Raw genomic sequence first — 20,939 nt, 5'->3', positions numbered from 1 at the left:
CGTGGTCCCGGGCCGTGCACCCGCTGCTGGCGAAGTAGCCGCTCAGGTGCCGAACTGTGGCCCAACGGTCCGAGGTCTCCATTTCTGCTCTCCTGCAGTGGGCGCCGAGTCCCGGTTCGCCGCGCCCTCCTGCGCCTCCCAGGCCAGCGGGCTGCTGCCCACGTGCCGGGCGAAGGCCGCCCGTCCCTGGTAGAGCGCCAAGAGGAGGCGGCAGATCGGCGCGATGACCACGATGTCGAACACAGGCCCGAGCCGGGGCTGCCTAGCGACCAGGTCGCCCCCCAGTCGCAGGGCATCGTCCACGAGCACCCGCATCGGAGTGCGGGGCCTGAGGTGTTCGTACCTGCTCTCGGTCCCGGCGAGCAGCAACACCAGGTAGCCGGTCAGCTCCTCGTGCAGCGCGTAGAGGGCGTCCAGGTCGGCGCCGGTGAGTTCCCCGCCGGCCATCGCCCGAGCCGCCAGTCCGTCCGCTCGCGCCACGATGCGCAGGGTGGCGCGCACGTCGATCTCGATCGGAGCCCTAGCCACAGGTCGCCCCCGAACGCCGGCCCGCGAGGATCAAGTTGGCCACCGTGCGCGGCTGACAGAGCACCGCAGCCGAGATCATCGGCACGACCCAGAAGGCGCGACCGCCCTCCTTCCGCGTCAGGCCCGGTCGCGGGACGGCGGTGGTCTGCCCGAGGCCCAGACAGGGCGCGTCCTGGATCGGCCAGTTCCGCGCCGTGCCGTCCGGTACGACCGCGTCGTACGAGTCGTACGAGTCGTACGAGTCGTAGCAGAACACCGGGCCGCGCTTGAGGACGCGGCTCAGGTGCCGGTCCAGGAGCCTCGGCTGGTCGGTCCTTGAGACGGCGCGCACCTCGGCCCCAGGAACGACCACGACGTCGAACCGCACGCCGGTCGGCAGCAGCGCCAGGTCGTCGCGCGCCCAGTCAGCGGAGGCCAGCCGGGGAACAGGCGTCGCTGCCGCGAGCCAGCGCGCCACGGCGTGATCATCCAGCTGCCGCTCAGCCACAGGACAGTCCTCTCCGAAGGCCGCGATGGGCGATGTTCGCGACGTCCTCCGGCAGGCAGAGGACCCCGGGGGATTTCATCGGGACGGCCCAGTACGGCCTGGCGGTGCGGTCCCGCGTGAGGCCGGGCGCCGGCACCGTCACAGCCGAGCCGCGGCCGAGGAGGGCGACGCCCGGCACCGTCCAGGTGCGGACCGCGCTCGGCGGCACCAGCGCCACGTAGAGCCCGCGGTCCCCCGTGCAGAACACCGGCCCGTCGAACGACGCCGCGAGGTAGCGGTCGATGGTCGCCCAGTCCGCGCTTCCCGCCGCGCTGGCGACGATGTCGGCAGGCAGGCGCGCCGCCGAGAACAACGTCCCGCAGGGCAGCACGGTGACGCCGCGCGTCGCCCAGTCGGCGGCGGCGGCCGTCCGCTCGCCGTCGGGGAGGGCCGCCAAGAGCCAGTGCCGCACGGCGGCCTCGCGCTCGGCCCCGGTCACCAGGTGCGCTCTCATGCCGTCACCACCGAACCGGCCGCACCGGGCTCCAGGGTCCCGTAGTGGCGCGCGGCCTCTTCCAACGCCGAGGCCATGTCTCGGCCGTGCAGCAGCCCCTGCGGCTTCCTGGTGCCCTCGATCCACGGCAGGTTGTCCCAGCGCGTCCCGTGACTCGGCGGGACAGCGATCCAACCTCGGTCCCCGCTGCGGACCTCCCCCGGAACCCCAGCGCGCAACGCGTACCGGGCGGTCGCGGGCAGCATGAGCAGGGTGACCGTCTCCTCGGAAACGATGCACGGCGCCGGCGTGATCGCGTCCAGGTCGATCATCGCCGCCATGCCCAACTGGCGCGGCACCACGAGCGCGTCGAAGGGGCCGGTCCAGGCGATGAGGCCGGCACCCGGGGCCTGCTGGAGGGCCTGCGCGAGTACCTCGGCGTCCCGCAGCACCCGGGCGCCGGGCTTCGGGTGGGCGCCGGACGTCGAGCAGTCCGGGGTGCCGCAGGCGCAGCCCTGGCGCGGGCGGTGCCTCCACCCGACCGAAAGCGGCCAGCCGAGGGCGTTGATGTACGCCTCCGCCGCATCCTCGGGCCGCCGATGGTTCACGAGTTCCATGTGCCGTTGCTCCCTCGGTGATCATCTGCACACAAGCAGTGACAGAACCCGAGGGTGGCAGCCGGACGCGGCTGCGCCCCCTAAAAATTCTAGGGGGCGTCAACTGTTCTAGATCATGGGCAAGTTAGCGCACGAGTTCCATGTTTCGCACGAAGCTCGACAGCACGGTCTGCTGCGACGGCACGCCGACCCTGACCAGGTCGGACACCAGGGCGCGGCTCATGGGGTCCGCGTAGACGTAGTGCCGCGCGAGGCCGGCCGCCTCCTTGAGCCGCACGACGGCCGCCGACGACTTGCCCATCCGGTGGAGCGCCCGGGCCTGGTCGACCATGCAGTGCGTGCGTCGCTCCTTCGACGGGATGCTGTCGATGTCCACCGCCGGCACCCGCTTGAGACCCACGTCGGGCTGGTCGACCTCGACGCCGGCCTCCGCCGCGTGCACCGCGACCACGCCGCGCCCGAAGACCGTGTGCTGCTCGACGTCGTACCAGCCGTCCGGCAGCCGGCCAGCGGTCTCGACCGCCGCGTCGATCTGAGCCCAGGCGTCCGCCCGTTGCCCCGACCTGGCGTAGGCGATCGAGCATCGCAGTTGCAGCGCCCCGTACATCGACACCGCCCGGTCCTGGGTCTGCCGGCCGACCGTCATCGGCTCCAGGTCCCGCATCGCCGCCCCGGCGACCGCCAGCATCTCCCGCGGGGCCGCCTGGTGCAGAAGCGCGCCGCACCGGTCCCATGCCACCGCCGCCTTGACCAGCGGGTCGCCGACCTGGGACGCCGCCCCCGCTGCGACCTCGGCCGCCGTCCACGCCAAGTCGGGGTAGCCGAGCTGATTGAGGCACATCCGGGCCGTCCTCGCCGTGTCAACCAGCAGGCGCAGCGCTTCCTCTCTCGCTCGGCCGGCGAGGGTCAGGACAGCGGTGTTCAGGTCCTCGATCAGCGGCGGCACCAGCCGGGCAATCTTCGGCAGGTTCGCGGCTTGCCGAGCCTCGCTCGCCTTCACGACCTGCGCCCCCAGGTCCACCAGGTCGACCAGCGCCGCCCCGGTCGGCGTCAACCCAGGATGCCCCGAGAGGATCAGGCCGGCGCGCCGGATCCCCGTGCGCAGGGCCGGGATGTAGGAGTGCGCCAGGCTGCCGCTGCCGTGCTGGAGCCGGTACGGCAGCCCGAGCAACCATGCCGGGTCGACATCGCAGCGCTCCGCGATGGAGGTGATCACGCTGAACCGGTCGAGCGGCAGTCGACCGGCCTCGATGTTTTCCAGCCACTTCTCGGTACGACCGATGAAGCCTGCCAGCTGAGCATGCGTCATACCGGCCGCGTTCCGAGCGATTCTGACGCGCGCACCGATCGACTCGTCGTTCAAGGGCATACTGGAGCCTCCGTTCCTGACCTCGACACTCAGGACGGTACTCCGAACGCGCCCCCGCGTCGCCACCCGGCTAACACGGGGGCGCTTCTGTCCCTTGACGTCAACGCGATTGCGGAGCAACGGAAGCAACGAGCCGTCACTCCTGCCCGGGCCCCGGAGCATCCCGCTCCCGTCCGACGGGTTGCGCAGCCGGCCCGCCACCATCGTGGAACGCTGCGACACCGTCACCGTCGCCTCTCAAGGAACCGGAGTAGCAACTTCCTTTTCGACGGGACCGGCGGAGCGGCCCAACCAGGGCAGGGCCACCCGGAACGCGGCGCCGCGCTCTGCCTGTTGGTGGCCGCCCGGCCGTGAAAGGTTGCCCGCGTCGGAAGGTTTTCCCGAGCAGCGCCCGACCACGGCCGAGTGTCGGGGGAACGTCCGGCTTACGTCGTTCCCCGGTGTGGCGGTGGTCCGGCAGCCTGGTGTGCGCACGGACAAGGGGGAGCTCCCCGTTCCTCAGGGGCCCGCTGTGCACCGGTTCCGGTGCCCCGGGCCCGACGATTCACGGAGGGAACCATGCGTCGTATCGGAGCAATGATCGCTGCCACCGTGCTGACCGCCATCGGCGTCGTCGGCACGTCGGGAACCGCGCACGCCAGCAACAACTGCGACGAGCCCGCCGCCTACTACTGTCAGTTCGTCGAGACCAACTGGGGCTGGGTCCAACTGGCGACAGACCTCATCGACCACCGCGAGTGGGCCATGGCGAGGGGCGGCTCGAAGATCGGGTCGTCGTGGTACGTGTACATGGACCAGTCGAGCAACGGCGGTGTCACCTGGGACCCTTGGCTCAACACGGTCGTCAACACGACCAACTACACCGAATCCCTCCCGGACTCGGACATCGTCACCCGGGGGTGCGTCAACGTCAACGGGTACTCGTTCTGCACCGGTTGGCACTGATTCCGCAACGGCGGGTCGGATAGCCGCCCCGCCGTCCCAGGGGCCTGATCGGCCGCCTGTTCCGCACTCCGACAGCCCGTCATCGGGCGGAGCCCCCGTCGAAGGGGCCCGGCCGATGGCGGGTTGTCCCCGTCACACCGCCCGCTCACCCGGTACGCCGAGATCGAGGTGCACGACCGGCAGTTCGGTGGTCGCCCGCCCTGACCCGTTCCGGCCGGACGTCAAAGGGGTCCAGCCAAGGTACGGGCAAAGGGGGCCATGACGTGATCTTGGAAGCGTGATCGGAGGGCCCCCACCCAGCGTCTCCCCGTTCCGGCAACCGACCGGATGCCTCCCGCCGTCACTCCCCCGTTGCGGTCACAGTCACACCGAAGGTGAGTGCGCCCGTCAGTAGCGCGAATGCGAGGGTGACGGCCGCCCACTGTCCGATGGAGTCGACCTGGTCTCCGAGCCCGAGCAGCTGCCAGGCGGTGTCCCGTAGCGCCAGTGAGACCGGCAGTGTCAACGCGCCTGCGGTGGTCGCGATCCGGGCGGCCCGTCTCGTTTTCGACGCGGGAGGGGGCGCGGCGAACCGCAGGACGCTGTTGCAGGTCATCACAAAGGCGAAGGTGCCGCCCGCGAAGACTGCGGTCTCCATGGTGAAGAGCAGCACCCCGGGCCAGCCCTCGCCGGAAGCCAGTCCCGTGGCGACCAGCAGGCCGGCGGCGACGGCGGCTGCGGCGGCGAGCAGGGTGAACCGGAGGCGCACGAAGTCGAGCACCTTGCCGCGGCCGATCAGCGCAGCGAGTGCGCGCCCCGTGCGGGAGCGAGGGCCGGCGAGGAGAGTCGCGAGGGGGGCGAGGTCGTCCAGCCAGTCCCCGCCCGTGTCCTCGGCCCCGCGCACCGGCTTCGGTAGCCGTCGGATCGCCCGGCGGTGCAGCAGCAGGCCCCCGGCCGTAACCCCGGTGAGCGGCAGCAGGGACGCGATCAGCCAGGGGGTGCCGCCGTCCCAGGACGCGTGATCCGCCCGCGCGGCCACCGCAGCCCAGTCGGTGGCGAGCGTGGCTGCGACGAGCAGCGTGCAGACCAGCGCGGCCCGAAGCGCCTGCTCGACCCGGTGGCGCGGCAGCGGCCGGTCGCGGCGGCACAGCAGCACTCTTGCCCCGCCGAGCGCACCGAGCAGGGGGACGAAGAACATGGTGAAGGTCACCACCGCGTCGTACGGATCGCCCTGCCAGGGACTGCCCGCCCGCACCGAGCAAACCTGCGTCGTCAGGTAGGCGAACAGGGTGAAGGCGGCGGCGCCGGCGGCGGAGGTCGAGAGCGCCGCGGCCGCAGCGGGCCGAGCAGGGTGTCCGACTTCGAGCTGATCGATCGTCACGTCATGTCGCATGACGGTGATAGTACATATCGCGTACTACGTGGCACGTAGTTCGTAGCGCGTAGTATGGTGCTCCGTCATATCGAAAGGAGCGACATGCAAGCCAACGATGCCCAGACGCTGGTGCTCTGCGCGCTGGCCGACGGACCGCTGCACGGATACGCCATCAACACGGCGATCGAGGAGCTGACCGGGGAGCGGCTGGGCCCTGGCAGTCTGTACGGGGCGCTGGCCAGGCTGGAGTCGAAGCGGCTGATCGAGCCGCTCGACGGGCAGGGCCGCCAGCGCCCGGTGCAGCTGACGTCCCTCGGCCGCGAGGTCCTGGAACGCGAACTGCGCGCCATGGCGCGGGTCGCGAACGCGGGACTGCGGCGCCTGGGGGTGAACCCGGCGTGAGCGAGCGCAGCGAGCGAACCAGGGGAACTGGGCGTTGTGCGAGAGCACGCGACGAGCGCAGCGAGGAGTGGGCATGAGCGAGCGCAGCGAGCGAATCAAGGGAACTGGGCGTTGTGCGAGAGCACGCGACGAGCGCAGCGAGGAGTGGGCATGAGCGTCGTCACCCGCAGCCTGGTCAGGCTCTACCCGGACGCCTTCCGCGAGCGCTGGGGCTCGATGGTGGAGGACGAGGCCCGGGGCGCGGGCTGGAAGTCCTGGCCCAACCTGATCGCAGGCATCGTGGACATGTGGCTGCACCCGGCCCACTGGCCCGCCGACTCCCCGGCACAGTGCCATCGACGGGTGGCCACCATGGGCATCACGGTCGCCCTCGCCGCCTGGTTCCTGAGCCACCTGGCCGCCGAACAGGCCGGCCCCTGCCCGCCGACGCCGTCCGGGCGCAGATCACGCACGGCTGCACCACCCTGCTGCTGCTCGGCATCGCCCTCGTCGCACCCCGGCCCCGGCCCACGCTGCGCGCCGCGATCACCTTGCTGGGCTGGGCGCTCCGTCGCCTCGCCGTACCGACGCTCCTCGGCACCACCGTGGTCGTCCTGGTGCACGGCGGCGTCGACGCGGAGGCCTCACCGCCCACCTTGCGTACCGCCGTACTCGCCGCCTGGTGGATCTCCCTCGGCCTCGGCGCGATCCAGATCCCCCGCATCTTCACCGGCGTCGGCGCGGATGCCGTCGTGCCGCCCGGCACCGACCGCCTGCGGGCCGGTGTGTGGACCCTCGCCGGCGCCAGCGCCACCGGCGGCGCGACCATCTTCGGACTCTCGCTCACCGGTGCCGGATTCCACCCGCTCGGCGTCGGCATCGGCGTGGGCCTGCTGCTGCTGACGGCGGTGTGCGCGGGCACCCTGCGCGACCTGCGCGACCTGCCGTCGGCCGGGTAAGCCACGCGACATCCGCCTGCCCAGGGCTCGCCCGAACCGGCGGGCCGCTCCCATCCCCCTTGGACGGTGCCCATGCCCGACCTGCTCCGCTCCCTCTACACCCGCCGCCTGCGCCGCGAGGTCATGGCGGGCCCGCTTCCCCGGCATGTCGGGCTGATCATGGACGGCAACCGCCGCTGGGCCCGGCAGATGGGCATGGCCAACCCGAGCCTCGGGCACAAGGTGGGCGCCGAGCACGTCGAGGAGGTGCTCTCGTGGTGCGAGGCCCTGGGGATCAAGCACGTCACCGTCTTCGTCTGCTCGACCGAGAACCTTCAGCGCCGCGGCGACACCGAAGTCGCCTACCTGATGCGGCTGATCGAGCAGGTGGTCGTCGATCGCCTCACCCGCCCGGACTCCCGCTGGCAGGTCCACCTCGCAGGAATGACCGACGCCCTGCCCGACACCACCGCCCGCGCCCTCAAGGAGGCCGTCGAGGCCACCCGTACCTGCACCACCGGCGCTCACGTCACCCTGGCCGTCGGCTACGGCGGCCGCCAGGAGGTCGTCGACGCCGTGCGCGACCTGATGTACGCGCGAGCCGAAGCGGGCGCGTCACTGACCGAGGCCGCGGACGCCCTGACCGTCGACGACATCGCCCCGCACCTGTACACCGCCGGCCAACCAGACCCCGACCTGGTCATCCGTACCAGCGGCGAACAACGGCTGTCGAACTTCCTGCTCTGGCAAAGCGCCTACTCGGAGCTGTACTTCTGCGAGGCCTACTGGCCCGCGTTCCGCGAGGTCGACTTCCTGCGCGCGGTCCGAAGCTTCGCCGCCAGGCAGCGGCGCTACGGCGGCTGAGCCCCGGTCTCGTAGGGCGGCACCGGCTCGGCCGGCGCCGCCCCTTTTCCGTAGCAGCGGGTGGCGATCAGGAGGCAGCGGTCGCGGTCGTCACCCGCCGACGCATCTGCGGGCCCGTCAGGTACCGCAGCAGCTGGACGGTGCGGATCACCCGGCCCACCTCGCTGCACGTACCTTGGCTGGACCCCTCACAGCGGGGTGAGGACGTCCTGGTGCACCTCGTCCAGGACGAAGCCGTTGTCCAGCCGGACCCGGACCGTCACCCGGTTCCCCCGCTCCCGGTACGCGGCCCACTGCGGCTCCAGCGCGGTGATCTCCGCCTCCAGCCGCTCGCGGCTGGCCACCGGCATGGTGTGCCCGTAGTCCTCGAACAGTGCCCTGAGCCGCTGGTACTCGCGGACGTCGTGGCTCTCCGGGAGTTCCCCGTCCACCCGCTCGACCACGCCCTGCGTCCCGGCCCCCAGCGAGACGAAACCGACGACGGCCCCGGGCGTTCCGGCGACCGCCTCACCGATCGCCAGGTCCTCGGCCAGCTTGACGCGCCGGCCCTCCTCCAGAGTCATCCGTCCTCCGCCTCTCCCTCGCTCACCGCCGCCGACGGGCAGCGTCCGGCCCACGGCCCCGGCCATTATCCGCCGACCTCCGCCGACCTCCGCCGGTCCCGCCGCCCCCGGCCGGGCGCTCAGCTTCAGGCCGAAGCGCTGGTCAGCCCGAACCGGTCTCGGTCCACGGGCGGAGTTTCGCCGGATTGCGGATCGCCCAGATGCGCGTGATGCGGTCGCCGGTGAGGCCGAACGCCGCCACGGTCGCGGTGACGCCGGTGTGCTGGGCGACCAGGCCGGGTCGGCCGTTGACCGTCCGTTCGAGGAGGGTGAGCCCAGGGGCCTTGTCGGCGATGTGGATCAGGTACTGGGCGATGCGCTCGCTGCCCCGGACCGGGCGAAGGACGGCGCCGACCATGCCGCCCCCGTCGGCGGTCATCGTGGCATCAGGGGCGAGCAGACCGACCAGGGCCTCGATGTCCCTGGCCTCCCACGCCTGTTTGAAGTGCCCTACCACACGGGCCTGTTCGGTCGCGGGGGCTGCCGGCACCTGTGCGGCGCGCACCCGCCGGCGGGCCGAGGACGCCAGCCGCCGGCAGGCCGCCGGAGTCCGGCCGACCATCTCGGCGACCTCGGCGAAGGGGTAACGGAAGACGTCGTGCAGGATGAACGCCACGCGCTCGGCCGGCGTCATCGACTCCAGGATGACCAGGAAGGCCATGTTCACCGACTCGTCCAGGGTGACCCAGTCGGCGGGGTCGATCGGCTCGGCCCTGCTGCCGCCCGCCGGTCCGCCGATCGACTCCGTGCGGTCGGGCAGCGGCTCGGGTATCCACTCCCCGACATAGCGCTCGCGCCGGACCCGCGCCGACCCGAGCAGGTCCAGGCAGACGCGGGTGGCCACCGTCGTCAGCCAGGCGCCGGGCGACGCGACGGCCTCCTGCCGGGCCGGCGACATGGCGTACCAGCGGGCGTACGTCTCCTGCACGGCGTCCTCGGCCTCGACCAGGGAACCGAGCAGCCGGTAGGCGAGATTGATCAGCTGGCGCCGCTCGCCGACGATCGCACTCAGTCCCGGCTCGGATGGGGTGCTCATGAGTCGGGCCCACTCCCTGGTCTCTTCCGCTTCAGCTTCCGCTCTCGCCGCGCCCGTAGCTCCGATGACACCGCAGCGGCGTGTGAGGCCGGAAGCCCCCGCCTCACATTTCGCGGGCCTGCGTCGTCGGACTGCCGAGACACTATCGATCAACTGCCGCGAGGCAGAAGAGGGGACCACGACATGGCCATACCGACGACGGCAGACAAGCGCAGCCTCACGTTCCCGCAGGTCGCCCTCGCCCTGCAAACCCTGGCGATCTTCTTCCAGGCCGCCACCGCCGGCCTGCTGCTGGCCTCCCACGGGGAGACGCTGCACAGTGTCGGAGCACGCGTGATGTACGGCGCATCGATGCTGTACCTGCTCGCCGCGATCCTGGCCTGGCGGCCCGGCGGCGGCTCGCCCCGCCCCATCCTGTACGCGGCCGGCTTCCTGGTGCTCGCCTCGGTGCAGGTCGTGCTGGGCATCGCGCACATGCCGGCGCTCCACGTCCCACTGGGCGTCCTGATGTTCGGCCTCAGCGCTTTGGTGCTGGGGCAGGTGTCGACTGCCGCCTCCCGGGAGCGCCCTGGCACGCGCTCATAACCGCCGCGCCACCCCCTCCGGACGGCCGTACTCCTCACAGCGATCAGCCCGGGCGGGCCGCAGGGCGTCGAGGTGGGAGCACCGTGGGTGCCGGCGGTCGGCCGTCGGGGTCAGGCGGGCCGGGGGTGCTGCAGTCCGTGCAGGAGCAGGTCGATCAGGCGTCGGGGGTCGTACTGCGGGTCCGCGCCGCCGATGCACAGGTTGCCGATGCCGCGCATGAGTTCGTAGGGCTGGGTGCCCGCCCTGATCTCGCCCGCTGCGACCGCGGCGTCGAGCAGCTGCGCGCAGACCGGCAGCAGGCGGTCGAGGAAGTGGCCGTGCAGCGCGGCGAAGGCGCTGCTGTCGGACTGCATCGCGTCGGCCAGTCCGTGCTTGGTGACCAGGAAGTCGACGAAGAGGTCGATCCACCGGCGCAGTGCGGTGAACGGGGAGCCGGCGTCGGCCAGCAGCCGCGGGCCCGCCTGTGCGCACTCCTCGATCTGGTGGCGGTAGACGGCGGTGATGAGGTCGGCCCGGGTCGGGAAGTGCCGGTAGATCGTCCCCGTTCCGACGCCTGCCTCGGCCGCGATCCGGCGGATCGGTGCGTCGACGCCGGCGGTCACGAACACCTCGGCGGCCGCCGCGAGCAGTGCCTCCCGGTTGCGCGTCGCGTCGGCCCGCTTGCTCCGGGCCGACGACTTCCCGCTGGGGCTCTCGCTGGACACGGCTCTTCTCCGATGCTCGGTTGGGCCCGTTGACAAAACGGAACCTCGTTCCGGATAGTAAATGGGACGGTGTTCCGTTTCAGCTTAGCCGAGGCCGAAGGCTGCCGCCGTCTGCCACTTGCCTGCCGTCACCGCAGAAGGAGGAACGCTCGCCATGAGCGCACCCACCCGCACCGAACCTGTCTCCGTCCCCGTCCCCGTCCTGTCCTACAGCCCGGTGGTCCTGCCCGTCCCCGGACGCCCCGTGGACCTCCACGTCCGCGTCACCGCACCCGCGTCCGGCACCGGACTGCCCGTCATCCTGCTCTCCCACGGCCACGGCCCCTCGCACCACCTCTCCTCGCTGCACGGCTACGCGCCGCTCGCCGACGCCTGGGCGGCCGAAGGCTTCGCCGTCCTCCAGCCCACCCACCTCACCTCCCGAACCCTGAGCCACCTGGTCGCCGACGCCCGCGGCGCACCCGACTTCTGGCGCTCCCGCGCCGAGGACATGACCCACGTCCTCGACCGGCTCGACGTCATCGAGCGCACCGTCCCGCAGCTCGCGGGACGCCTCGACCACAGCAGGATCGCCCTCGCCGGGCACTCGTACGGCGGCTTCACCGCCGCCCTCCTGCTGGGCGCCGGACTCCACGACCCCGACACCGGGACCGTGGTGCACCTGGCCGAGCCGCGGATCACGGCGGGCGTCCTGCTCGCCCCGCCCGGCCGGGGCGGCGACGCCTACAACGGGCCCATGGCGAAGCAGTGGCCGATCATCGGAGCCGTCGACTTCTCCACCATGACCACCCCCGCCCTGGTCGTCGTCGGCGACCAGGACGACCCCCGGCACTTCACCGACCTCGGCCCGGCCTGGCACGCCGACCCCTACACCCTCGCCCCCGCCCCCAAGACCCTGCTCACCCTGTTCGGCGCGGAACACGGCCTCGGCGGAATCGCCGGATACGACGCCGCCGAGACCACCGACGAGAACCCCGAACGGGTCGCCGCCCTCACCCGGCTCACCGCCGCCTACCTCCGCACCCGCCTCCACCCCGGCGACCCGGCCTGGCCCACCGCCTGCGAGGCCCTGGCCGCCGCCCCCGAACCGGTCGGCCGGATCGAGGCCAAGTAGCCGCCCCGGGAGGCAGGCCGCCGTCCGGCTGCCTCCCCGGTTCGAGCACCGCCGCCGGCACGGCGCTGGTCCGGTACCACTGCACGGCGGTCATCCGGAACCCGGCCCAGACAGCGCTCATGGTGCGGATGAACCAGGCCTTCCGGATCGTCGGCGACCACAACGCCGGCTACCGCATCATCCTCGCTCACTCCGGACTCGCGCTCACCGCCCCCACCGCGGCCGGCGGCGCGGGCACCCAGGCCCCGGACACCGCCGCCGCCACCCAGCGCTGGGACCTCGTCCCTGCCTGAACCGCCGTCCCCGCAACGGCCGGAGGGACCGGCGCGCCAGGAGTCGGCGCCGGCCCCTCCGGCCCGGTGTGCTGTCAGCGGTCGTCGCCGAGTCCGCGGTCGGGGGCGCTCATGTCGCCGGTGGCGGGAGTGCCGTCGGCGAGGGCGTAGCGCAGGAAGACGGTGCCCTTGCGGCCGGCCGTGGGGGGTTCGAGGAGGGTGACGTTCGTGGGCACGGCGCCGCCGTCGAAGACCTTCTTCCCGACGCCGAGCACGATCGGGTGCACCCAGAGGTCGAGGCGGTCGAAGAGCTTCTCGCGCAGGAGAGTCTGGACCAGGTTCAGGCTCCCGACGACCTTCACGTGCCGGTGCCGGTCGCGGATCTCCCGTACCGCGGCGGCCAGGTCGGGGCCGAGTTGGGTGGAGCCGGCCCAGGAGAGGTCGGGCTTCCCGCGGGAGGCCACGTACTTGGGGACGCTGTTGAAGAGGGTGGCGAACTCGTTGTCCTGGCCGCCCTCCTGGTGGGGCCAGTAGGCGGCGAAGAGGTCGTAGGTGCGCCGGCCGAGCAGCAGGGCGTCCGTGCCCTCGTACGCGGCGGCGATCTGTGTGCCGGTGGCCTCGTCCAGCAACGGCGCCTGCCAGCCGCCGAACGGGAACCCGGCCGGGTCCTCGTCGGGGCCGCCGGGCGCCTGCCCGACGAGGTCGAGGGTGGTGAACAGTTCGATGTGGATGAGGCCCATGGCTTTCCTACTCCCGATTCCTCGAACGGCACTTGCCGACCGGTCGTGCAGCGCCCGGCACACACGGAGCCGAGTACACACGGTGCCCAGCACACGGTGCCCCACTCGCACCGCCCGCTCCAAGGCGCCGCGCGCGGATAACACGACAGAGGGTGTCGGGTTTCGAGGGGACAGTAGGGGCCCGGCCGGTGTCACGGTGGCGCAGGTCGGGACGACAGACGGTCAAACGATCAGACGGACGGACGGACAAGGACCCTCATGCGCGAGACACCCGAAGAACTCCAGCAGCTCCAAGCCCTCCTCGACACCTCGCTCGCCGGCTCCACGGCGCACCTGAGGTCGATCATCAGCAGCGAGCGCACGCTCACCGCCGAACAGCTCACCGGCGCGCTCACCGGCATGTGCACGCTCGCGCTGTCCACCGTGACGGCCAAGGGCGAGCCGCGGATCAGCGGAGTGGACGGCCACTTCCTGCACGGCAAGTGGCACTTCGGCACCGCGCGCAGCGCCGCCAAGGCCCGGCACCTCGCCGCCCGGCCCGCCGTCAGCGCCGCGCACCTGCGCGGGGAGGACCTGGGCGTGTTCACCCACGGCACCGCGGAGACCCTCAATCCCCTCGGCGGCGAGCCGGCCGCCGACTGGCCGGAACTGCTCGCGTACTTCCGGGACTTCTACGGCGACGACGCCTTCGACTGGGACAACGACGTGGTCTACTACCGGCTGCACCCGCAGTGGATGGCCGTGTTCGCCGCCGACCCCGCCAAGCTCGGCCGGCAGGCGGACGACGCGGACACGGCGGACGAGGTAGACCCGGCGGACGAGGCGAACAAGGCGAACGAGGCGGACCAGGTGGACCAGGCATGATCAGGCCCGGACCTGGAACGGGCCACCCGACGACGGAAGACTGACGGAAGGAGAGGCCACGTGCGGGCGAGCCGGGCCATCGCCCTGCTGCTGCTCCTCCAGGCCCGGCGGACGATGACCGCCGCCGAGCTCGCGGCCGAGCTGGAGGTCTCCGAGCGCACCGTGCAGCGGGACGTCGCCGCCCTGGTCGAGGCCGGCGTGCCGGTGTACGCCGACCGCGGCCGCGCCGGCGGCTACCGGCTGGTCGACGGCTACCGCACCCGCCTCACCGGCCTCGAACGCGCCGAGGCCGAAGTCCTGCACCTGGCCGCCCTTCCGGGCCCGCTGCGCGACATGGGACTGGCCGGGCACGCCCTCGCCGCACGGCTGAAGGTCGCCGCCGTCCTGGGCGACGCCCCCGCCGGCGCCGTCCGGCGGTTCCACCTCGACGCACCGGCCTGGTTCCGCGAGACCGAACCCCCGCCGCTGCTCCCCGAGGTGTCGCGCGCCGTGTGGGAGGAACGTGTGCTGCACGGCCGGTACGCGGCGCGCGGCGGCACCCGGGAGCGGCGGCTGGAGCCGTACGGCCTGGTCCTGAAGGCCGGGCAGTGGTACCTCGTGGCGCGCGGCGCCTCCGGCCGGGTCGGCACGTACCGCGTCGACCGCTTCGAAACGGCCGAGGCCGGCGACGAACGGTTCGAGCGCGACCCGGAGTTCGACCTCGCCGGCCACTGGGCCGCGGCGGCACGGGAGTTCACCCGCGCTCTGCTGCGCGAGCGGGCCGCCGTACGGCTGAGCCCGCTCGCCGTCGAGAACCTGGCCGTCCTGCTGGAGGCGACCGCCGCCGCCGACGCCCTCGCCACCGCGGGCCCGCCGGATGCCGAGGGCTGGGTCACCGTGACCCTGCCGGTCGAGGACTGGGACATCGGGTACCTCGAACTCCTGCGCCTGGGCCCGGAAGCCGAGGTCATCCGGCCACCCGAACTCCGGGCCCGCCTGGCCGAGGCGACCCGCCGCGCCGCCGCCCGCTACACCTGACCGCGCACGCCGCCGGGCGTGGCGCGCTGCCCTCGGCTAACTCCCTCACGGCGAACTCCCTTGTGGGGCACGGTGATCGGAGCTGGACCCGGCCTCACCCGGTCGGCTAGGTTGACAGCCATGACGACCGGGACGGCCTTGCGCCACACACGGATCGGCGACCCGGTGCTCCGCTGAGCACCGTGCGGGCCGGGGCCGGCCCGCTGCCGGACCGAGGCCCGGGCGCCGCTTCCCCGCAGGCCCGGGCTCCGCCTCCCTCGTGAGTTGATCACAGCTCGACACATCAACCACGACAGGAGAGTTCATGCCCACCAAGACCCTGCAGATCCCGACCGCGGACGGCCGGGCCGACGCCTTCGCCGCCTTCCCCGACGGTGGCGGGCGGCACCCGGGGGTGCTGATGTACCCGGACGGCTTCGGCATCCGGCCCGTACTGCGCGAGATGGCCCGCGAGCTGGCCGGGCACGGCTACTACGTGCTCGTTCCCAACTTCCTCTACCGGCACGGCCCGACCCCGGTGATCGACCTCCCCGCGCACATCGGGGAGGAGGTCCGGCCCGCGATCTTCGCCGAGCTGATGCCCCTGATCCAGGAGCACACCGCCGAACGCGTCCTGCGCGACGCCGAGGCGTTCCTCGGGTTCCTCACCGCCCAGCCCGAAGTCGCCGCCGGACCGGTCGGGCTGACCGGCTACTGCATCGGCGGCCTCCTGGCGCTGCGCACCGCCGTGGCCCACCCCGGCCGGGTGGCCGCGCTCGGCGCGTTCCACGCCCCGGTGGGCGCCGACGGGCCCGACGGCCTGCGCGGCCTCACTGTGGAGGCCCACTTCGGCCACGCCGCAAGCGACGTGACGCCCGAAGCCCTCGTCGAGCTCAACCGGGACCTGGACGCCGCAGGGGTCGGCCACACCTCCGAGATCTACCCGGGCACCGAGCACGGCTTCACCATGTCCGACACCGACGCCTTCGACCCGGCCGGCCTGCAGCACCACTGGGACCGCCTGCTGCCCCTCCTCGGTCGCACGCTGGCTGACGGCTGACGGCTGACGGCTGACGGCTGACGCTCAGTCCGGCCCGCCCGGCCCGCCCGTTCGGCCGGACGGGCGGGCCGGGCGTCAGGCCGCGAAGGCGGCGAGGAGCTTGTCGGTGAGGCGGTCGAGGTAGTCGCGGCCGGTCGGGGTGTGGACGACGGCGAGGCGCCAGTAGAGCGGGCCTGCGAGGAAGTCGAGCGCGAGTTCGCGGTCGGTGTTGGTGGGGAGTTCGCCGCGGAGGACCGCCCGTTCCAGGAGCAGGGTGGCCTTGGCGCGGCGGGTGTCGCGGACGGCGGTGAAGAGGGCCTCGGCCAGTTCGGGGTTGCGGTGGCCTTCGGCGATCAGGTCGGGGATGATCCGCGCGGGGAGCGGCTGCTGCAGCGCGTCGGCGACCTCGGTGAGGAAGGCGAGGACGTCGCCGCGCAGGCTGCCGGTGTCGATGGTCCCGGACGTGGTGACGGCGACGGCCGAGACCAGGTCGACGGTCATGTCCAGCTTGGACGTCCAGCGGCGGTAGATGGCCGCTTTGCCCGCGCCGGCGCGCTTGGCCACCGCCTCCAGGGACAGCCGCGCGTAGCCGGCCGACGCCAGTTCCTCGAAGAAGGCGAGGGCGATCGCCTCGGTGACCGAGTCCTGGAGCACGGGCCCACCGGGGAGTCGGCGCGGGTGGGCGGAGGTGGGCCCGGAGGCGGGAGTGGGCCCGGAGGCGGGCGCGGGGGAACTGGGCATGCCCCGAACCTACACGAGACGGAACGGTTGCGTCTCGACTGGGAGGGGGCTACCGTCGTTCCAGTAGACGAGACGGAACCGTTCCGTCTCGACAAAAGGGTCTGGGGTGCACCATGCGATTCCTGTACGAGGACGAGTCGTTCTCCTTCGAGACGCTGCGCACGGCCGGCTTCGCCAACGACGGCGGCGCCGACCTGGGCGAGGTCCTGACCACCGCCCGCGCCATCGGCGACGGCGACGAGGAGGCCTGGCTGCGCGAGTGGAAGCGCACCGCGCAGCGCGTCCACGCCGTCGGTACCCGCGCCCTGGCGGCCGGCCACCGGGTCAGCTCCCGCGAGGCCCTGCTGCGCGCCTCGAACTACTACCGCACAGCCGAGTTCTACCGCCGCGACGACCCCGCCCACGACCCCGAGGTCAAGACCCTCTCCGCCCTCTCCCGCGAGACCTTCGCGACCGCCGCGACCCTGATGGACACCCCCGTCGAGCCCGTACGCATCCCCTACGAGGACACCAGCCTGCCCGGCTACCTCTTCCTCGTCGACGACTCCGGCGCCCCCCGCCCGACCGTCGTCTTCACCAGCGGCTTCGACTCCACTCTGGAGGAGGCCTACTTCGTCATCGGCGCGGCCGCGCTGCGCCGCGGCTACAACGTGCTGGCCTACGACGGGCCCGGGCAGGGCGCGGCGCTGCGCGAGCAGGGCCTCGTCTTCCGCCCTGACTGGGAGGCCGTGGTCACCCCGGTGGTCGACTACGCGCTCACCCGGCCCGAGATCGCCCCCGACCGGATCGCACTGCTGGGCTACAGCCTCGGCGGCTACCTCACCGCCCGCGCCGCCGCCCACGAGCACCGCCTGGCCGCCCTGGTCCTGGACGACGGCCTCTACGACTACCACGACGCCCACACCCGGGTCATGCCGCCGTTCCTGCGGGACTGGGTCGAGTCCGGGCGCGACGACCTCGCCGACCCCGTCCTGAGCCTGCTCATGCAGGCCGGCACCCAACTCCGCTGGGCCCTGCGTAACGGCGTGTGGGCGTTCGGCGCCGACTCCGCCGCGGACTACATCCGCCGCACCGCCGACTACACCCTCGACGGAGTCGCCCACCTCATCGACTGCCCGACCCTGATCCTGGACGCCGAGGACGACCAGTTCTTCCGCGGCGAGCCCCAGCGCGTCCGGGCCGCCCTGACCTGCCCGCACACCCTGGTCACCCTCCCCGAGGCCGAAGGCGCGGGCGAGCACTGCCACATGGGAGCGATGTCCCGCTTCCAGCAGGTCACCTTCGACTGGCTCGACACCACCCTGACTCCGGCCGCCCACACCCCGCCCGCCGGCCCCACAGCCTGACCGGGCAGTGGCGTACGGTCCTGACCCCACGCTGGGCCTCTACCGTTCCAGCGTGGCGGATGCGGTCGGCTCCATGACCTCAGCCGGCAGGTAGTTCCGGGCCGGTGGGCGTCAGCCGCCGGCCGCCGGCCGTCCCTGGGCGTGGGTGTACGGGACGGGCCTGCCGGTGAGGGCGTCGGTCACGGGCCGGCTGCCGAGGGGGTGGCGGAGGACGGCCGTGACGCGGGCGATGCCGCCGTCCTCGCAGCCGATGTCGGGGCCCGAGGCGTCCCGGCGCCTCAGCAGCAGGGTGACCTTGTCGGCCCACTCCCCGGCGACCAGGTCGGGCTTGTAGTCGCAGCCGCTCCAGGCGACCTCCATCGTGATCGTGCGGTCGTCCGCCTCCACGACGGTGTTCTTCGTGGACGGATCGGCGAGCTGGAGCCGGACGAGGACCGACGCGTCCCGCCTCTTGAACGGGAGCGGGTAGGCGGAGTCCTCGGAGTGGTCGGCCCAGGCGTAGCACCCCGCCACCCCGACCCCGATCAACCCCACCACGGCTATCCAGCGCTTGTCGCGTCGCGTCAGTTCCACGGCCGCTTCCCCTCCCCTTGTCGCGGATCACGGTAGACCTGCGGCAGTCGTGGCCCAGGGCCGAGGTCAGTGGCGGTGTCCGCCCCGGGGCGCGGGGATGCGGGGCAGGACGTCCCACAGGGGCCGGCTGCCGGCGGCCCAGCGGGCGAGGGCGTTCCGGTCGACCAGGAGGATGCCCTGCTCGGCGCCCCAGCGGTGGGCTTCGCGGGAGAAGCTGCCGTTGGTGACGACGACGGCGACGTGGGCGCGGTGGGCCCGCTGGTAGGTGCCGGCGAGCGCGTACAGGACGCCCACACCGACCGGCTTTCCGCCGAGCGGATCCCGCTTGTGCTTGCACTGCAGGGCCCAGCGCCGCCCCAGCGGGTCCTCGGCGAGGACGTCCACGCTCTGGTCGTTGGCCCTCCCGACCTTGTGCGCGCGGCAGCCGTCGCGCTGCAACAGGTCGCGCACCGCGTACTCGAACGCGTCCGGCGCCATGTGGTCGATCCCGCCCGGACCGCTCAGCGCCAGGCGCAACCTGGCTGCCCGCAGCTGCAGTCGGCGGGCAGCGAGGACGCGGGCGCGCAGCACGGCGGCGGCGACGGCACCGGCCGTCAGCGCTAGGACGACGAGGACCCACCAGTTCGCCGCCAGCCACCGCAGGACGGCAACCGCCGCGCCGAGCGCGAGCAGTGCCACCATCGCGTAGGCGAGCCATGTGCCGTCATCGCGCCGCGCGGGCCGGCGGCGAGGGCGCGCCCGCGCCGGAGGCCTGCGCCTAGCCATTGGCTGTTCCGAGCCTGCTCATGCTTGGCGTCCTCCCTGCGGTCCGCAGCCGTACCCGCCGAGGGGAGGGTCAGTGGGTGACCTGGACAGCGATGCCGACGAGTTGGAGGATGGCGTGGCCCCAGCTGGTGGCGGCGATCAGGACACCGAAGACGACCGCGGTGAAGACGGTGAACGCCTCGTCCGTGCGGCTGCGGGATTCGGTACGGCGTCGAAGCCGGATGACGATGAAGATCGCGAGGAACGCCGTCGCGCTGATCGAGTACTGCACTGCACTGCCCGCCCTTGACGCTGTGTCATGCTCCGACTACTACCCGTCTGCCATTCGGGTGAGCATGTCAGAGCGGCGGACGGCCCGGGACCGCTTCGCGGAAATCAGGCGGACGCGAACGGCCCCACACGCCGCTGCACCCCGCCGGCACGCGAAGGCCGCGCCCGGCGTACGCCCGCGCGTCCGAGGAGGTGCCACGCGCAGCGCCTCGGCCGGCCCGGTGAAGTGCCAGGGCGACCTCCGGCGAACGCGGCCACCTACGTCGGCACCTAGGGCCTGTCCGGCGGATCTTGCCGGGCGCACGACGCCGGATCATCCCGCCTGGACGCACGCCCGAATCGTCCAAGTACACCCAGTACGAGGGCGATTCGGGCGCACGCCCAGACGGGCGCGAAGTGGGGGTACCTCCCGGCCGAAGGCTGGGGGAGCCGCGCGCTGATCCGACAAGATCCGCCGGACAGGCCCTAAGCGCTCTCGCCACCCGCCGCAGGCGTCCCGCCACCTCCCGCCGCTGCCCGGTCAGGCGGTGGTCGGGACGACGACCAACTCGCCGACCGTGTCGGCGAGGGTGCTGCGGGCCGGGGCGGGGAGGGCGTCGTCGGTGATGAAGCAGTCGATGTCCGCCAGGGTGGCGAAGCTGCTGAGGCCGACGACGCCCCACTTGGTGTGGTCGGCGACCACGACGGTGCGGCGGGCGGAGGCGATCAGGGCCCGGTTGGTCTGGGCCTCGGCCAGATTGGGGGTGGTGAGTCCGGCCTGTTCGCTGACGCCGTGGACGCCGAGGATGAGCAGGTCCACGTGGAGGGTGCGGATCGTCTGGTCGGCGAGGGCTCCCACCAGGGCCGCGGAGCGGGTGGGGGTTCCGCCGGTGAGCAGCAGGGAGGGGACGTTCTCCCGCCCGTCGCTGCCCGCCGCCCACAGCAGGTCGGCCACCCGCAGGGAGTTGGTGACGACGGTGAGCTGCGGGATCTCCAGCAGCCGGGAGGCGACCGCGTAGGTGGTGGTGCCGGCGGACAGGGCGACCACGCTGCCCGGTTCCACGCGCTGGGCCGCCGCGTCCGCCAGGGCGGCCTTGGTGCTCTCCTCCAGCTCGGACTTGACGTCGAAGCCGGGTTCGTCGGTGCTCGCGGCCCCCACCGCGATGGCCCCGCCGTGCACCTTCTGGACGGCGCCCTGGCGCACCAGGGCGTCCAGGTCGCGGCGGATCGTCATGTCCGACACGCCGAACTGTTCGACCAGCTCGGCGACGCGCACCGCGCCGGCCTTGCGGATGGCCTCCAGGATCAGCGCCTGGCGCTGCGGGGCGAGCAAACTCTGATCAGCCACGGAGGCCCTT

Annotated in this window: 27 protein-coding genes; 11 read left to right on the top strand and 16 right to left on the bottom strand. The window is 72.7% G+C overall.

Going from position 1 to position 20,939, the window contains the following annotated elements; translation table 11 throughout:
- Window positions 1-42: 42 nt before the first annotated feature.
- The 5 genes from CRP52_RS35940 to CRP52_RS35920 all read right to left on the bottom strand — a co-directional run bounded on the left by CRP52_RS35940 (window position 43) and on the right by CRP52_RS35920 (window position 3,473).
- Complete coding sequence (locus tag CRP52_RS35940; RefSeq protein WP_097241043.1) at window positions 43-528, bottom strand: hypothetical protein; 486 nt, start codon at window positions 526-528, stop codon at window positions 43-45.
- Window positions 521-1,015: a hypothetical protein gene (locus tag CRP52_RS35935; RefSeq protein ID WP_097241042.1), complete on the bottom strand. Its 495-nt coding sequence runs from the start codon at window positions 1,013-1,015 to the stop codon at window positions 521-523. The genes CRP52_RS35940 and CRP52_RS35935 overlap by 8 nt, the downstream gene beginning before the upstream one ends.
- Entirely contained in the window at window positions 1,008-1,508 is a 501-nt protein-coding gene (locus tag CRP52_RS38800) for a hypothetical protein (protein ID WP_097241041.1), read from the bottom strand. Before CRP52_RS38800 ends, CRP52_RS35935 begins: the two co-directional genes overlap by 8 nt.
- Window positions 1,505-2,104 (bottom strand): hypothetical protein, encoded by a 600-nt coding sequence (locus tag CRP52_RS35925; RefSeq protein ID WP_097241040.1) that lies wholly within the window; start codon window positions 2,102-2,104, stop codon window positions 1,505-1,507. Before CRP52_RS35925 ends, CRP52_RS38800 begins: the two co-directional genes overlap by 4 nt.
- A gap of 124 nt (window positions 2,105-2,228) precedes the next feature.
- Window positions 2,229-3,473: a helix-turn-helix domain-containing protein gene (locus CRP52_RS35920; RefSeq protein ID WP_097241174.1), complete on the bottom strand. Its 1,245-nt coding sequence runs from the start codon at window positions 3,471-3,473 to the stop codon at window positions 2,229-2,231.
- Window positions 3,474-4,049: 576 nt separating this feature from the next.
- On the opposite strand from CRP52_RS35920, the gene CRP52_RS35915 reads away from it, so the two are divergent.
- The gene (locus tag CRP52_RS35915; RefSeq protein WP_097241039.1) at window positions 4,050-4,418 is read left to right on the top strand and encodes a hypothetical protein; all 369 of its coding nucleotides are present in this window, start codon (window positions 4,050-4,052) and stop codon (window positions 4,416-4,418) included.
- A gap of 340 nt (window positions 4,419-4,758) precedes the next feature.
- On the opposite strand, the gene CRP52_RS35910 is transcribed toward CRP52_RS35915, so the two are convergent.
- A complete protein-coding gene (locus tag CRP52_RS35910; protein WP_143685926.1) occupies window positions 4,759-5,790 on the bottom strand; it encodes a hypothetical protein in 1,032 nt (343 codons plus the stop codon).
- 84 nt (window positions 5,791-5,874) lie between these two features.
- Here CRP52_RS35910 and CRP52_RS35905 point away from each other — a divergent pair, with 84 nt between their 5' ends.
- From CRP52_RS35905 to uppS, 3 genes are all read left to right on the top strand, one after another.
- Entirely contained in the window at window positions 5,875-6,174 is a 300-nt protein-coding gene (locus tag CRP52_RS35905; protein WP_097241037.1) for a PadR family transcriptional regulator, read from the top strand.
- Between the two features lie 287 nt (window positions 6,175-6,461).
- Window positions 6,462-7,112, top strand: a complete 651-nt coding sequence (locus CRP52_RS37885) for a hypothetical protein (protein ID WP_143685925.1) — start codon at window positions 6,462-6,464, stop codon at window positions 7,110-7,112.
- 66 nt (window positions 7,113-7,178) lie between these two features.
- Window positions 7,179-7,955: a polyprenyl diphosphate synthase gene (gene uppS, locus CRP52_RS35890; protein ID WP_306458938.1), complete on the top strand. Its 777-nt coding sequence runs from the start codon at window positions 7,179-7,181 to the stop codon at window positions 7,953-7,955.
- Between the two features lie 67 nt (window positions 7,956-8,022).
- On the opposite strand, the gene CRP52_RS40995 is transcribed toward uppS, so the two are convergent.
- From CRP52_RS40995 to sigJ, 3 genes are all read right to left on the bottom strand, one after another.
- Entirely contained in the window at window positions 8,023-8,115 is a 93-nt protein-coding gene (locus tag CRP52_RS40995; RefSeq protein WP_107474925.1) for a Tn3 family transposase, read from the bottom strand.
- 28 nt (window positions 8,116-8,143) lie between these two features.
- On the bottom strand, window positions 8,144-8,518 hold the full coding sequence (locus CRP52_RS35885) for a hypothetical protein (RefSeq protein ID WP_097241033.1): 375 nt from the start codon (window positions 8,516-8,518) through the stop codon (window positions 8,144-8,146).
- Window positions 8,519-8,660: 142 nt separating this feature from the next.
- The gene (gene sigJ, locus CRP52_RS35880) at window positions 8,661-9,593 is read right to left on the bottom strand and encodes an RNA polymerase sigma factor SigJ (protein WP_097241032.1); all 933 of its coding nucleotides are present in this window, start codon (window positions 9,591-9,593) and stop codon (window positions 8,661-8,663) included.
- Window positions 9,594-9,776: 183 nt separating this feature from the next.
- On the opposite strand from sigJ, the gene CRP52_RS35875 reads away from it, so the two are divergent.
- Window positions 9,777-10,178 carry a hypothetical protein gene (locus CRP52_RS35875; protein ID WP_097241031.1) on the top strand — a complete coding sequence of 134 codons (402 nt, stop codon included), beginning with the start codon at window positions 9,777-9,779 and terminating at the stop codon, window positions 10,176-10,178.
- A gap of 110 nt (window positions 10,179-10,288) precedes the next feature.
- Here CRP52_RS35875 and CRP52_RS35870 read toward each other — a convergent pair whose 3' ends face one another.
- Window positions 10,289-10,882, bottom strand: a complete 594-nt coding sequence (locus CRP52_RS35870; protein ID WP_097241030.1) for a TetR/AcrR family transcriptional regulator — start codon at window positions 10,880-10,882, stop codon at window positions 10,289-10,291.
- Window positions 10,883-11,036: 154 nt separating this feature from the next.
- Between CRP52_RS35870 and CRP52_RS35865 the strand changes: the two genes are divergently transcribed.
- Window positions 11,037-11,996 carry an alpha/beta hydrolase family protein gene (locus tag CRP52_RS35865; RefSeq protein ID WP_097241029.1) on the top strand — a complete coding sequence of 320 codons (960 nt, stop codon included), beginning with the start codon at window positions 11,037-11,039 and terminating at the stop codon, window positions 11,994-11,996.
- A gap of 119 nt (window positions 11,997-12,115) precedes the next feature.
- On the top strand, window positions 12,116-12,289 hold the full coding sequence (locus CRP52_RS37880; protein WP_143685924.1) for an RICIN domain-containing protein: 174 nt from the start codon (window positions 12,116-12,118) through the stop codon (window positions 12,287-12,289).
- 74 nt (window positions 12,290-12,363) lie between these two features.
- Here CRP52_RS37880 and CRP52_RS35860 read toward each other — a convergent pair whose 3' ends face one another.
- The gene (locus tag CRP52_RS35860; protein ID WP_097241028.1) at window positions 12,364-13,008 is read right to left on the bottom strand and encodes a dihydrofolate reductase family protein; all 645 of its coding nucleotides are present in this window, start codon (window positions 13,006-13,008) and stop codon (window positions 12,364-12,366) included.
- A 258-nt stretch (window positions 13,009-13,266) separates the two neighbouring features.
- Here CRP52_RS35860 and CRP52_RS35855 point away from each other — a divergent pair, with 258 nt between their 5' ends.
- The 3 genes from CRP52_RS35855 to CRP52_RS35845 all read left to right on the top strand — a co-directional run bounded on the left by CRP52_RS35855 (window position 13,267) and on the right by CRP52_RS35845 (window position 15,928).
- Entirely contained in the window at window positions 13,267-13,872 is a 606-nt protein-coding gene (locus CRP52_RS35855) for a pyridoxamine 5'-phosphate oxidase family protein (RefSeq protein ID WP_107474924.1), read from the top strand.
- Window positions 13,873-13,932: 60 nt separating this feature from the next.
- Window positions 13,933-14,889 (top strand): helix-turn-helix transcriptional regulator, encoded by a 957-nt coding sequence (locus CRP52_RS35850; RefSeq protein ID WP_097241027.1) that lies wholly within the window; start codon window positions 13,933-13,935, stop codon window positions 14,887-14,889.
- Window positions 14,890-15,193: 304 nt separating this feature from the next.
- A complete protein-coding gene (locus CRP52_RS35845; protein ID WP_097241026.1) occupies window positions 15,194-15,928 on the top strand; it encodes a dienelactone hydrolase family protein in 735 nt (244 codons plus the stop codon).
- A 75-nt stretch (window positions 15,929-16,003) separates the two neighbouring features.
- Here CRP52_RS35845 and CRP52_RS35840 read toward each other — a convergent pair whose 3' ends face one another.
- Complete coding sequence (locus CRP52_RS35840) at window positions 16,004-16,648, bottom strand: TetR-like C-terminal domain-containing protein (RefSeq protein WP_097241025.1); 645 nt, start codon at window positions 16,646-16,648, stop codon at window positions 16,004-16,006.
- Between the two features lie 113 nt (window positions 16,649-16,761).
- Between CRP52_RS35840 and CRP52_RS35835 the strand changes: the two genes are divergently transcribed.
- Complete coding sequence (locus CRP52_RS35835) at window positions 16,762-17,994, top strand: alpha/beta hydrolase family protein (protein WP_097241024.1); 1,233 nt, start codon at window positions 16,762-16,764, stop codon at window positions 17,992-17,994.
- A 111-nt stretch (window positions 17,995-18,105) separates the two neighbouring features.
- On the opposite strand, the gene CRP52_RS35830 is transcribed toward CRP52_RS35835, so the two are convergent.
- The 4 genes from CRP52_RS35830 to CRP52_RS35815 form a co-directional block, all read right to left on the bottom strand.
- On the bottom strand, window positions 18,106-18,567 hold the full coding sequence (locus tag CRP52_RS35830) for a hypothetical protein (protein WP_097241023.1): 462 nt from the start codon (window positions 18,565-18,567) through the stop codon (window positions 18,106-18,108).
- A gap of 66 nt (window positions 18,568-18,633) precedes the next feature.
- A complete protein-coding gene (locus tag CRP52_RS35825; protein ID WP_097241022.1) occupies window positions 18,634-19,248 on the bottom strand; it encodes a restriction endonuclease in 615 nt (204 codons plus the stop codon).
- Window positions 19,249-19,402: 154 nt separating this feature from the next.
- Window positions 19,403-19,603, bottom strand: a complete 201-nt coding sequence (locus CRP52_RS35820; RefSeq protein WP_257033226.1) for a hypothetical protein — start codon at window positions 19,601-19,603, stop codon at window positions 19,403-19,405.
- Window positions 19,604-20,122: 519 nt separating this feature from the next.
- Complete coding sequence (locus CRP52_RS35815; RefSeq protein WP_097241172.1) at window positions 20,123-20,929, bottom strand: DeoR/GlpR family DNA-binding transcription regulator; 807 nt, start codon at window positions 20,927-20,929, stop codon at window positions 20,123-20,125.
- Between the last annotated feature and the right edge of the window lie 10 nt (window positions 20,930-20,939).

This window comes from Streptomyces sp. 1331.2, from assembly GCF_900199205.1.
In the GTDB taxonomy this organism is placed as follows: domain Bacteria; phylum Actinomycetota; class Actinomycetes; order Streptomycetales; family Streptomycetaceae; genus Kitasatospora.
Note: the sequence above shows the minus strand (reverse complement) of the source record. Positions and strands in the feature narration are given on the sequence as shown.